Annotated in this window: 14 protein-coding genes, 2 rRNA genes, 1 other RNA gene and 1 pseudogene; 8 read left to right on the top strand and 10 right to left on the bottom strand. The window is 37.4% G+C overall.

Annotated elements, in window-relative coordinates:
* The 3 genes from CLMAG_RS30240 to CLMAG_RS30250 all read right to left on the bottom strand — a co-directional run.
* Positions 1–2,341, bottom strand: a 23S ribosomal RNA gene (locus CLMAG_RS30240); the annotation flags it as partial.
* A 512-nt stretch (positions 2,342–2,853) separates the two neighbouring features.
* Positions 2,854–4,361: ribosomal RNA gene (locus tag CLMAG_RS30245) — 16S ribosomal RNA — on the bottom strand.
* 623 nt (positions 4,362–4,984) lie between these two features.
* The gene (locus tag CLMAG_RS30250; RefSeq protein ID WP_066631249.1) at positions 4,985–5,251 is read right to left on the bottom strand and encodes a hypothetical protein; all 267 of its coding nucleotides are present in this window, start codon (positions 5,249–5,251) and stop codon (positions 4,985–4,987) included.
* Between the two features lie 402 nt (positions 5,252–5,653).
* On the opposite strand from CLMAG_RS30250, the gene rnpB reads away from it, so the two are divergent.
* Positions 5,654–5,991: RNase P RNA component class A (rnpB, locus tag CLMAG_RS30255), an RNA gene on the top strand.
* 17 nt (positions 5,992–6,008) lie between these two features.
* Here rnpB and CLMAG_RS30260 read toward each other — a convergent pair.
* From CLMAG_RS30260 to CLMAG_RS30265, 4 genes and pseudogenes are all read right to left on the bottom strand, one after another.
* Complete coding sequence (locus CLMAG_RS30260; protein WP_341421303.1) at positions 6,009–6,887, bottom strand: tyrosine-type recombinase/integrase; 879 nt, start codon at positions 6,885–6,887, stop codon at positions 6,009–6,011.
* An 18-nt stretch (positions 6,888–6,905) separates the two neighbouring features.
* Positions 6,906–6,971 (bottom strand): annotated as a pseudogene (locus CLMAG_RS35210) (hypothetical protein); the annotation flags it as partial.
* 20 nt (positions 6,972–6,991) lie between these two features.
* Entirely contained in the window at positions 6,992–7,189 is a 198-nt protein-coding gene (locus CLMAG_RS34105; protein ID WP_242873192.1) for an Arm DNA-binding domain-containing protein, read from the bottom strand.
* A gap of 69 nt (positions 7,190–7,258) precedes the next feature.
* Complete coding sequence (locus tag CLMAG_RS30265) at positions 7,259–7,819, bottom strand: helix-turn-helix domain-containing protein (RefSeq protein ID WP_066629528.1); 561 nt, start codon at positions 7,817–7,819, stop codon at positions 7,259–7,261.
* 234 nt (positions 7,820–8,053) lie between these two features.
* Between CLMAG_RS30265 and CLMAG_RS30270 the strand changes: the two genes are divergently transcribed.
* From CLMAG_RS30270 to CLMAG_RS31390, 7 genes are all read left to right on the top strand, one after another.
* The gene (locus CLMAG_RS30270) at positions 8,054–8,275 is read left to right on the top strand and encodes a helix-turn-helix transcriptional regulator (protein WP_066629530.1); all 222 of its coding nucleotides are present in this window, start codon (positions 8,054–8,056) and stop codon (positions 8,273–8,275) included.
* Positions 8,276–8,298: 23 nt separating this feature from the next.
* Complete coding sequence (locus tag CLMAG_RS30275; RefSeq protein WP_066629534.1) at positions 8,299–8,526, top strand: helix-turn-helix domain-containing protein; 228 nt, start codon at positions 8,299–8,301, stop codon at positions 8,524–8,526.
* 23 nt (positions 8,527–8,549) lie between these two features.
* On the top strand, positions 8,550–8,720 hold the full coding sequence (locus tag CLMAG_RS32865; RefSeq protein WP_161487070.1) for a hypothetical protein: 171 nt from the start codon (positions 8,550–8,552) through the stop codon (positions 8,718–8,720).
* Between the two features lie 292 nt (positions 8,721–9,012).
* Positions 9,013–9,312: a conserved phage C-terminal domain-containing protein gene (locus CLMAG_RS31385; RefSeq protein ID WP_242873196.1), complete on the top strand. Its 300-nt coding sequence runs from the start codon at positions 9,013–9,015 to the stop codon at positions 9,310–9,312.
* Positions 9,251–9,841: a P-loop NTPase family protein gene (locus CLMAG_RS30280; protein WP_242873193.1), complete on the top strand. Its 591-nt coding sequence runs from the start codon at positions 9,251–9,253 to the stop codon at positions 9,839–9,841. Before CLMAG_RS31385 ends, CLMAG_RS30280 begins: the two co-directional genes overlap by 62 nt.
* An 8-nt stretch (positions 9,842–9,849) precedes the next feature.
* Complete coding sequence (locus CLMAG_RS34110) at positions 9,850–10,107, top strand: P-loop NTPase family protein (RefSeq protein ID WP_242873194.1); 258 nt, start codon at positions 9,850–9,852, stop codon at positions 10,105–10,107.
* A gap of 4 nt (positions 10,108–10,111) precedes the next feature.
* A complete protein-coding gene (locus tag CLMAG_RS31390) occupies positions 10,112–10,327 on the top strand; it encodes a helix-turn-helix transcriptional regulator (RefSeq protein ID WP_153041019.1) in 216 nt (71 codons plus the stop codon).
* Positions 10,328–10,844: 517 nt separating this feature from the next.
* On the opposite strand, the gene CLMAG_RS31395 is transcribed toward CLMAG_RS31390, so the two are convergent.
* The 3 genes from CLMAG_RS31395 to CLMAG_RS30290 all read right to left on the bottom strand — a co-directional run.
* Positions 10,845–11,294 (bottom strand): hypothetical protein, encoded by a 450-nt coding sequence (locus CLMAG_RS31395; RefSeq protein WP_153041020.1) that lies wholly within the window; start codon positions 11,292–11,294, stop codon positions 10,845–10,847.
* 56 nt (positions 11,295–11,350) lie between these two features.
* Positions 11,351–11,584, bottom strand: coding sequence for a hypothetical protein (locus CLMAG_RS31400; RefSeq protein ID WP_082832161.1), 234 nt, complete (start codon positions 11,582–11,584; stop codon positions 11,351–11,353).
* 242 nt (positions 11,585–11,826) lie between these two features.
* On the bottom strand, positions 11,827–12,439 hold a 613-nt coding region (locus tag CLMAG_RS30290), incomplete at its 5' end, for an ImmA/IrrE family metallo-endopeptidase (RefSeq protein WP_066631252.1).

Consider the following 12,439-nt stretch of genomic DNA (forward strand, 5'->3'; position numbering starts at 1 on the left):
GCTCCCTTCTGCCTTTGCACTCTTCGAACGATTTCCAACCGTTCTGAGGGAACCTTTGGGCGCCTCCGTTACTTTTTTGGAGGCGACCGCCCCAGTCAAACTGCCCACCGAGCTGTGTCCCGTGACCAGTTTCATGGCCGCCGGTTAGAATCCAGTACTGTCAGGGTGGTATCCCAAGGTTGACTCCACAAAGGCTGACGCCCTTGTTTCTCAGTCTCCCACCTATCCTGTACAGACAATACCGAAATTCAATGCTAAGCTACAGTAAAGCTCTACGGGGTCTTTCCGTCCAATCGCGGGTAGCGAGCATCTTCACTCGCAATACAATTTCGCCGGATTTGTTGTCGAGACAGTGCCAAATCATTACGCCATTCGTGCGGGTCGGAACTTACCCGACAAGGAATTTCGCTACCTTAGGACCGTTATAGTTACGGCCGCCGTTTACTGGGGCTTAAGTTCATACCTTCGCTTGCGCTAAGTATTCCCCTTAACCTTCCAGCACCGGGCAGGCGTCAGCCCTATACTTCAGCTTTCGCTTTAGCAGAGACCTGTGTTTTTGCTAAACAGTTGCTTGGGCCTATTCTCTGCGACCTACTTGCGTAGGCACCCCTTCTCCCGAAGTTACGGGGTCAATTTGCCGAGTTCCTTGACAACAATTCTTCCGCTGGTCTTAGGATTCTCTCCTCACCTACCTGTGTCGGTTTGCGGTACGGGCGCCAACATCCTCCATAGAGACTTTTCTTGGCAGCGTGGAATCAGATACTTCGCCCATAAGGGCTCCCCATCACACCTCAACATTGACTAACGGATTTGCCTGTCTAGTCTGTCTAGATGCTTAGACGCACATCCAATAGTGCGCACATCTTATCCTCCTGCGTCATCCCATTTGTAATAACGTCAGTTGGCGGTATCGGAATATCAACCGATTGTCCATCACCTACGCCTTTCGGCCTCGGCTTAGGCCCCGACTAACCCTGAGCGGACGAGCCTTCCTCAGGAAACCTTAGGTTTTCGACCAATAAGATTCTCACTTATTTCTCGCTACTTATGCCAGCATACTCACTCCTGTACAGTCCACCGCTCCTTTCGGTACGACTTCAATCCATACAGGAAGCTCCTCTACCACTGATACTTACGTATCAATCCATAGCTTCGGTGGTAAGTTTTAGCCCCGAACATCTTCGGCGCAGGATCTCTCGACTAGTGAGCTATTACGCACTCTTTAAATGAGTGGCTGCTTCTAAGCCAACATCCTAGTTGTCTTAGAAATCCCACATCCTTTTCCACTTAACTTACACTTTGGGACCTTAGCTGATGGTCTGGGCTGTTTCCCTTTTGACCACGGATCTTATCATTCGTAGTCTGACTGCTTTGATTCAAGTATATGGCATTCGGAGTTTGATAGGGTTCAGTAACTGTTGTCAGCCCTAGCCCATTCAGTGCTCTACCTCCATTACTCATTCAAACGCTAGCCCTAAAGCTATTTCGAGGAGAACCAGCTATCTCCGAGTTCGATTGGAATTTCTCCGCTATCCACAGCTCATCCCATGGTTTTTCAACACCAACGTGGTTCGGTCCTCCACGGAATTTTACTTCCGCTTCAACCTGTCCATGGATAGGTCACCCGGTTTCGGGTCTACGACATGCAACTTTTCGCCCTATTCAGACTCGGTTTCCCTTCGGCTCCATACCTTAAGTATTTAACCTTGCTACACATCGTAACTCGCTGGCTCGTTCTACAAAAAGCACGCCGTCGCACATAAAAGTGCTTCGACTGATTGTGGACACACGGTTTCAGGTTCTATTTCACTCCCCTTCCGGGGTTCTTTTCACCTTTCCCTCACGGTACTGCTTCACTATCGGTCACCAGTTAGTATTTAGCCTTGGGAGGTGGTCCTCCCTGCTTCCCACAAGGTTTCACGTGTCTCGTGGTACTCTGGATTAGACCTGACTGCTCTTCCTTTTCACTTACAGGGCTTTTACCTTCTACGGCGGAGCCTTCCAGCTCTCTTCAGTTAAAAAATCGCAGTATTTATGGTCTATCCGCAACCCCAGGAACAAGTTCCTGGTTTGGGCTCTTTCCCTTTCGCTCGCCGCTACTTAGAAAATCGATTTTTCTTTCTCTTCCTCCGGGTACTTAGATGTTTCAGTTCCCCGGGTATACCTCTATAAACCTATGAATTCAGTTTATAGTACATTACGTTAGTAATGTGGGTTGCCCCATTCGGAAATCTCTGGATCACTGGCTATTTGCGCCTACCCAAAGCTTATCGCAGCTTATCGCGTCCTTCTTCGGCTTCTGGTGCCAAGGCATTCACCATGCGCCCTTTGTAGCTTGACCTATACCGAAAATTGCTATTAACTTCGCACTTCTTCGTCAAGTCTTTCATTGCGGTGCTCATTTACCAGTCAGTAAACTCTGCTCCTCATTCAAGCCTCTCCTCGAATTGCTCGTTACTATCAATTTTCTACTTTCACCTTAAAATCAATATTTACAACACATTTCTGCGTCAGGCCTCTCGTTCAGATACTCATTTACCATAAGTAAACTCCGCTCTTCACTCGTGTCCTTCCTTGAACTGCTCGCTTCTATCAATTTTCTGGTTTTAGTTCAATAAAATCTACAAAGGTGTTAAATATACTTTCGTATAAGTAATTTACCTTTAGCTTTACTTTTATTTTGTTAAACAATTGCGTTGTTTAACGTTTCTTCACTGTGCAATTTTCAAAGAACAATTGGAGATACATCATACTACATTGATTAGTTAAAATCAACTAGTAAATAATCCCTCAAGATTAAACAGAGGCTAAACCAGTCTTTCAGACAGCATTACCTGTCTGTATTATCCTTAGAAAGGAGGTGATCCAGCCGCAGGTTCTCCTACGGCTACCTTGTTACGACTTCACCCCAATCACTAACCCCACCTTCGGCCGCTGGCCCCTTTACAGGTTACCTCACGGACTTCGGGTGTTGCCAGCTCTCATGGTGTGACGGGCGGTGTGTACAAGGCCCGGGAACGTATTCACCGCGACATTCTGATTCGCGATTACTAGCAACTCCGGCTTCATGTAGGCGAGTTGCAGCCTACAATCCGAACTGGGATAGGTTTTTGAGTTTTGCTCCACCTCGCGGTCTTGCATCTCTCTGTACCTACCATTGTAGCACGTGTGTAGCCCTGGACATAAGGGGCATGATGATTTGACGTCATCCCCACCTTCCTCCCGGTTAACCCGGGCAGTCTCACTAGAGTGCTCAACTTAATGGTAGCAACTAATGATAGGGGTTGCGCTCGTTGCAGGACTTAACCTAACATCTCACGACACGAGCTGACGACAACCATGCACCACCTGTCTCCCTGCCCCGAAGGGCTTCATGCATCTCTGCACTATTCAGGGGATGTCAAGTCCAGGTAAGGTTCTTCGCGTTGCTTCGAATTAAACCACATGCTCCGCTGCTTGTGCGGGCCCCGTCAATTCCTTTGAGTTTTAATCTTGCGATCGTACTTCCCAGGCGGAGTACTTATTGTGTTAACTGCGGCACAGAAGGTTGGACCCTCCTACACCTAGTACTCATCGTTTACGGCGTGGACTACCAGGGTATCTAATCCTGTTTGCTACCCACGCTTTCATGCCTCAGCGTCAGTTACGGTCCAGAGAATCGCCTTCGCCACTGGTGTTCTTCCTAATCTCTACGCATTTCACCGCTACACTAGGAATTCCATTCTCCTCTCCCGCACTCTAGATATCCAGTTTGAAATGCAGCACCCAAGTTAAGCTCGGGTATTTCACATCTCACTTAAATATCCGCCTACGCATCCTTTACGCCCAGTAAATCCGGACAACGCTCGCCACCTACGTATTACCGCGGCTGCTGGCACGTAGTTAGCCGTGGCTTCCTCCTTTGGTACCGTCATTATCGTCCCAAAAGACAGAGCTTTACAACCCGAAGGCCTTCATCACTCACGCGGCGTTGCTGCATCAGGCTTTCGCCCATTGTGCAATATTCCCCACTGCTGCCTCCCGTAGGAGTCTGGACCGTGTCTCAGTTCCAATGTGGCCGATCACCCTCTCAGGTCGGCTACGCATCGTCGCCTTGGTGAGCCTTTACCTCACCAACTAGCTAATGCGCCGCGGGTCCATCTCAAAGCGGATTACTCCTTTAATTAGTTCTTCATGCGAAAAACTAATGTTATGCGGTATTAATCTCCCTTTCGGGAGGCTATCCCCTCTTTGAGGCAGGTTACCCACGTGTTACTCACCCGTCCGCCGCTAATCCACCCCGAAGGGCTTCATCGCTCAACTTGCATGTGTTAGGCACGCCGCCAGCGTTCGTCCTGAGCCAGGATCAAACTCTCAATTTAAAAGTTTGAATGCTCATTACTGTTTTTACTCACTACTATATTATAGTAGTTAAAGAATTGCTGGTTTAGTTTATTTAATAAAAGTCATTTTGACTTTTAACCTCTGTTTAATTTTCAAGGATCATGTCGCTTATTTACGACTGGATTTATATCCTATCATCTTCATATTAGTTTGTCAACTAGTAATTTACTACCAGTTTATTCTCACTAAGTTATCGCTGATTTGCGATGGATTTATATCTTACCACGCTTACCTCAGCCCGTCAACTAGTAATTTGTTACCAGTTAACTGATGTACCTAATCGGTAATTGCGGCCGGATTTACATCTTATCATTCTTGTATCAATTCGTCAATCAGTAATTTGTTACCAACTTAACTAACGTACTTAATCGCTGAGTGCAACTGACTGAACAGCTATCTCTGTTCGTCTTTACCGCCTCTCAAAGCGACAAGTAGTATCTTATCATGTGTGTGTATATGATAAACTAATAGTATCACTCTTTATAATAGAATATACTATTAATGCTCTGTTATTCTTCTACATACTCAATAATTCATATAGTGGTACACCTGACTTAGTTTTCATTGGCTCAGTAGTAATCACTACCCCTAAAGCCTTTAATTAATCCCAGTTATTAAATAGATTAATTTGTGAAGCAAAAGCAATAATAGGATAGTAGGCATTAATCAAAATAAATATAGTATCACTACTGAATTTAATTTTAGCAAAATAAAAACTCTTTCCATCTAGTTTAAAGTCAAAATCTTCGATCTTAAACTTTAGAATATTGCTGATTTGAAAGCAAATTTTTTTAAATTCATATTTATTTACTGCTGTAGATATCACTTTATCATTTGAAAACCCGGTAATTCCATCGATCAATAACATAAAAATCCACCTTCTTAATTTAATAATAATTAATATTTTAATAAAAAATGTCTTACAACCTCCACATAGGTCAATTGCAAAAATCTCTAACCTTCCTTGTATATTAGCATATCATAATGTTTCTCTACTATTAATACCATACCAATCTTTCTCCACAGAACCCAGCCTCCTATTACTTTTTATGAAGTGAAACTTGAATCAGATGGAGTTCCAACTCCACCTGATTCTTAGTTGAACGAATCCAGGGATGTAGCCGCTCGCAACGTACACTTTGAAGAAGATGGGAGTACTAGAGCGGGTAGTCATCGGATAAATGTGAAATAGAAATAATACCATAATCATGTATGCCTAGAATTAAATACTGTTTGTAATTCGATATAAGACGTGGTATTATAATATTCGCGAGTAAGCCAGACAATCGCTGCTGTGGAAACACAGGAGAGGAAAGTCCGAGCTCCATAGGGCAGGGTGCTGGGTAATACCCAGTCAGGGTAACCTGAAGGAAAGTGCAACAGAGATATACCGCCGGCTAGTTTCGGTAAGGGTGGAAAGGCGAGGTAAGAGCTCACCAGCGCATTGGCGACTTTGCGGCTATGTAAACCCCACCTGGAGCAAGATTGGGAAGTATCAAGGGGCGGCCCGTTCCACTTCCCGTTAGTGTCGCTTGAGCCTACTGGTAACAGTAGGCCTAGATAGATGATTGTCAAATACAAAACTCGGCTTATAGACTTAGTCGCATGAGATATCCACTGACTTTTCAGTGGCTATTTTTATTTTTTGCCACCGGTTTGCCACCGCTCAAAACAGCAGCTAATTTCTCAGTAGCATTCTGCTGCATTTTTAAATTTATGTGGGAGTAAATGTTAAGAGTTGTGTTTATATCAGAGTGTCCTAATCGTGTCTGAATAACTTTAAAATCTACTCCCTGTTCTAATAAAAGACTTGCATTTGTGTGCCTCAAGTCATGAAATCTTATACTCTTTTCAAATTCCATACTATTTAGTATCTTTCTAAATTTTGAAGTATAATAATTTGGATGAACATAGTGACCATTTTCCCATGTCATGATAAAATCAAACTTTTTACCGTTAAACACATTATCAATATAGTCTGGTCCATATTTGACCTTGTTTTTGTTTTGAATCTTTTTATGTTCTTTTAATATCCTAATTAGATTATCCGAAATATATAAGGTTCTTTCACTTTCATCTGTTTTAGTGGTTCCTATCATTACTCTTCCATTAGAATAAGTTAAATTATTCTTTATGTTAATGCAGTGATTGTTAAAATCTACGTTCTCCCACTCTAGACCTCCAAGTTCTCCACGTCTTAAGCCAAGTTCTATTACAATATTTAGACCTAATTTAAATGCATAGTCATAGTAAATAGTTTCGTCTAAGGAGTCTATTATAGTGTTAAATTCCTCAACAGTTAAAACACTTGCAACAAACTTATCTCTTTTAGGTCTATCTATGTATTTACAAGGGTTATTATTAATTACCTGCAGTTTTACCGCTTTATTAAAAGCAGAATTAATTACTCCGTATAAGGACTGTAATGTAGTACCGCTGAGTTTTTTTCTTTTTGCAGTTAAAATCATATTTTCAATATGAATAGGCTTTATATCTTTTAACATTATGTTTCCGATATTAGGATTGATATTATTTCTTATAAATTCACGATAACGGTGGTAGGTACTTATTTTTCTATTCTCCTTGATATGATTTTCTAGCCAATTATTTAAGTAATCCCTACGGTTTCTTTCTTAGGTTCTACATACCCCGTATTGAATTTAACAATAGCTTCTGCTAGAGCTGTTTGTGCTTCCTTTTTTGTTTTTCCTCCCCTCCTTTCTATTCTCTTTCTCTTACCGCCAATTGCTCCAACTTCAAAATAATAATACCAGACACTGCCCCTTTTTCTTACTCCTCCTGTCATGAGAAACCTCTCCTTTATGATTTTATAAAAACAGTTATAATTAACTGATTTTTAACTTTAGAAAAACTACTATTTTCTATATTTGTAGCTAATAAGCTTTATTTGTTTTAGACAATCATCTATAAACTCAGACATATCCTTATCACTAAGTTTAGTTATATTCACTCCTAAAAAGCTTGCTATTACAGGTTGATTCAAAAGAAACTTTACAGCTTCTTCTGGAGTCTTAAATAAATTACCTTGAAAATTACTCCTACCCTCTGAATTATTTTTTAAGTAATCATGAATATAATCCATATCTAACTCAGGATCACTTTTCATGTGGTCCACTATATGGGATACATCTTCATCCTTTTCCTTATTCAATCTGGATTTAATAAATTTTTCTATATTTATATTTAAATTTTCATCTTGGAAGAAACTTATTGAAACTCCACATGCATCAGCAATTTGAGTTAAAAGTACAAAACTAGGATATGTTCTGCCGGACTCTATATCCCCAATATAGCTTTGTGATTTATTTAAGTCACTTGCTAACATTTTCTGAGTATATAGTTTACCTATCTTTTCAGACTTTATCTTCCTAGCACCTTTCACTAATTCTCCCAATTCTTTTTTACTTAAAATCAAAATATATCACCTCCTAATAAATTGAAGTATATTGTTATACATTATAACGTATTTGACGTTATGACGTCAACACTTAAACGTAAATAGACGTAAAATAGAGATTATTAGAGAAAATGCGTGAAAATTCAATATTTTTTACCTTTTTGCTACAATTCCATATTTGTAAAATTATGTTTAACGATGTTATAGTAATGCTAACGTAAATAGCGTTTCAAACAGTAAGGGAGGTTAAATATGATTAGGGGTAAATTATTAAGTAATTTAACTTGGAATAAGAAAATGGAGGTACTAAGAATAGTTAACAATTGGACTCAGGGTCAAGCAGCTCAAAAATGCAGTACTAATCAAAAGATGTACTGGAGCTGGGAGAATGGAAAAAATTATCCTAGAAAAAGAAGTCAGGTATTAATAGCTGATGCTTTTAATGTAAACGTTTCAGATATATTTCCTGTTTAATATATAGGACTGGGGGAAAATTTATGGAAGTGTACTTATATACTGTTGAGGAAGTAGCTGCAATTTTAAAGGTTAATAAGAATGCAGTGTACGATTTAATTAGAAAGGGCTTTTTAACAGCACTTAAGCTTGGAAGGCTTAAAGTAACAAAGTCAACATTACTAAGTTTTTTAAATGAATATAACGGAAAGGATTTGTCAGATCTTGGAAACATAAAGGAACTGACATTTCAAAATGACCCATCTATTTAGTAACACTTAGAGGGAGTGATTCCATGAAGTTTACTATATTAGGATATAATCAAGCTAAATTGGTGGAACTAGGATTAGATGTAATAGATGCGGCTTTACTTAGGTATTTTGTAGATTTTAAAGACAGCGGTACTATGGTAAAGGAAACAATTGAAGGAGAACTGTATTACTGGCTTCATTATGAGGAATATTAAAGGAACTTCCCATACTTGCTTTAAAAAAAGACAGTGTCTATAGAAGATTAAAGAATATGTCAAAAAATAACGTTCTAAACCACAGAACAGTAATAAATAAAGGAACATACTCCTACTACAATATCGGCAGTAATTACATAAAATTGCTATCGGATTCTAATCCGAAGCCCTCGGATTTAAATCCGTACCCTTACGGATTAGAATCCGTACCCCTACGGATTTAAATCCGCAACAAAAGATTAATCTATTAAAAGATAAATCTATTAAAGATAATAATATATATAGTCAAGTTATAGACTATCTCAATAAAGCAGCGGATACAAAGTACAAAGCAACAACCAATAAGACTAAGAAGCTCATCAAAGTCAGAATAGAGGATGGATTTTCTGTAGAGGATTTTTATAAAGTAATAGATAATAAAGTTTCTGAGTGGATGAATACAACTATGGAAAAATATCTAAGGCCTGAAACTTTATTTGGACCTAAGTTCGAGGGGTATTTAAATCAAAAAAATAGAGGGGATGTAAAAGATGGAGCTGTTGAAGATGGCACTAGAGAACTTCAATCAGACGGACTCGGCTTCACTGTGTAAAGATGTTTATAACATACCAAAATGTGAAACCTGTGGTGAAGCTGTTGGTATAGCTGTAAAAATGTCTTTTGGAACTAGAGTATATCCTAGAGCCTGCAGATGTAGAAGAGAAAACTATGAAAAGCAACAGAATGAGGATATAAATAGACAAAAACAAATTAGGCTTAAACAGGTAATTTCCAACAGTATGATGAATTCAAGCTTTAGAAAATGCACTTTAGAAAACTGGAATCATAAGTTTGGAAATGAAAATTTATATAGTATTGCAAAACAGTATATATTAAAGTTTGCCAAGATGAAATCAGAGAATAAGGGAATTCTTTTATATGGTAATCCTGGCAATGGTAAAACCTATTTTTCGGCTTGCATAGCAAATGCTTTACTGGATAGGCTGGTGCCTGTCATATGCGTTGGAGCTATAGCCCTTACTGAAAGAATAGGTCAGAGTAAAAGAACATGGGGTGATGAAGGCATCTTCACAGTACTTAATGCTTTGGAAAATGCGGATCTACTGATTATAGATGACTAGGAGCAGAGGTGGATAACAAATGGACAAGATCTATGATATATCAAATCATAGATAAAAGAAATACTATGAATCTTCCTGTTATTATAACAACTAACATAACCATTTCTGAATTAAAGGAAAGATATGATGATAGAACCTACAGTCGCTTAACTAGCATGTGCAGCTTTATACAAAACACAGGAAAGGATATAAGAAAAATTCAGGGAAAAGAAAAGACTGATAGATTTATAAAGGAATTACTAGGAGATAAAAGTATGGGTAAATAATAGGATAAAGGAATTAAGAATTAAAAACAACTTAACTCAAAAGACTATGGCCAAGTTCTTGAATTTGACAGTGCCAGCATATAGTCGCAAAGAAAATGGACAAAGAAGCTTTACTATTGATGAAGCGGTAAAATTGTCTAAATTTTTTAAAACAAGTATAGAGGAATTATTTTTTATGGATTTTTTAAGTAAAGGTTGGGAGAAATATTATGATAACTGAAAAAATGTTGAATGGATTACCAGCACTATTAACAGTAAAGGAAATGGCGCTGTTTTTAATATAGGATAGGGGCTGCTTATCAGATTATTTATAAAAAGCATTTTCCAGTGCTTAGAATATCAGCTAAAAGTATAAGAGTACCTAAGTGTGAGATGACCAAGTGGATAAGGAGCGGAAAGTCTCGATTTAAGTTTAGTGATGAATAAGACGAAGGAAGAGCTGATATTTCAGCCTTCCTTTTATTTATCAAACTATAAATGCTAAGAAGAATAATTTACAACAGGAAAATATAGGATATCTAAATCTAAATTTATTGCTTATTTTCATTTAAAATATAATATCTGCTTTTTTATCGCTACTTATCGCTACTTTATCGCTACTTATCGCTACTTTTCTTTTTACTAACCAGTAACTAACAGCACATTGAAATTTATACTTTCTTCCGAAATTCCATAATCTAAAATAAAACTTTATATAAAAAAATCTAACGTATATATTACCTTAGACTTTTTCTATACTAAAATATAATATTAAAAGTTTCATCCTTTAAATTTTTTATAAAAGCTTCATTATTTAGAATCTCATCATGTTCTTCTATAGAGCTATCCAATGCATTTTTTGTAAATTTAACTCTCTTCTCATCTCTAAACTCTATAATAGAGTAAATATCCTGTCCTTCAAGTATCAAATCATTCATATAAATCTCCTTAATTATAAAGTCATTAGACTTAAATGTTATTATGCTGCTTTCTAGCCTTTCAAACATCTTATCCTGCACCAATTTCAGCTTTGCTTGCTTAATAAAATCATATGTACCTCTATCATTAGAAAGCACTGTTATAGTGTGGTTCTTTTCAGAATATATATACGACATAATCAGAGCTAAAACACTTATTGAAATCTCTCCAGCGTTCTTCTTTTTCATTCTTTCATTTTTAAGTACTTTGCCCTTAAAAACCATCATCATATAACAACTTTAACCAATTTTCATAGTTGTCCAATTCCTCTAATGGCTGATTTTTTTCAATATTCCTTTTTTATAAAACTTTTTAATTCTCCAATCATAAAAGAGGAATACAAGAAAAACTTATAAAGCCATCCTGACTTATATTCTGCTAACTCCTCATAGTCAATTTCATCTATTGCATAAATTTGTATAGTTTTATTAAAAATGCTTTCTATATAATTTACTCTTTCCTCTGAATCTTTTACCTCTTCATAAACCCAATTAGGTATTAATAGTAAATCATAATTCATTAATATGTTATCCAAATATGTGTACTTATTATCTTTGTAAAAAAACTAATTGTGTTGTTATCAAGGATTCCAATTTTTTTAGGAGTGCTGGAATTTAGGATTTCAATCAACTTTGCTGCTTGAATCGCTTCCATTGCTTATTTCCCCTTTCATTAGATCCTTCAGTTTATTTAAAAAATGTAAATTATCCTTATGGTAGTTAACATCTAACTCCTTCTCTGATAATAATTTTATCTTTTTATCTAACCCCCAAAGCTTATTATATTAGAAGGTTTAACTAAATCAGTATCTAATTCCAATTTTTCAAATAGCGTGATTAAATCCTTAGGCTTTTTATCAAAGTTTTCTATCACTAGCTTTTTTAAGCCCATATCATTAAATACCTCTACAGCATCATCATATAATTGAATTAATATAGCCTTATAAGGTGCTTTAAATACATCCATACATCTAGCAATTTTATTTACAAATTCATCCTCATCTAATGAATAATAATATCTATAAACATCCCCTAACAGCATCTTTGCAGCGAAATAATCTGCTTTTCTTTCATTTAACTCCATTTCTTCAGCTTGTATATTATGCTGTCCTTTAACTATCGAAGTATCATAAAGTAAATGAAATAACTCATGCCATGCAACAAAGAATTGATAAACTCTAGGCTGTTCAGAATTAATAACTGGTATCTTTAGATTACCTCTAATAAATATGGCTCCACCCCAATACTTATCATCTATTGGCAATTGTATTAAATTATAGTTTTTCTTTAATACTTCAAAAGCTAATCTGTCAGGACCAACTATTCCAGTTTTATTATAATTAATGAAAAAATTACTTTTAAAGTTATCTATCTCA

The organism is Clostridium magnum DSM 2767, assembly GCF_001623875.1.
GTDB lineage: Bacteria > Bacillota > Clostridia > Clostridiales > Clostridiaceae > Clostridium_AM > Clostridium_AM magnum.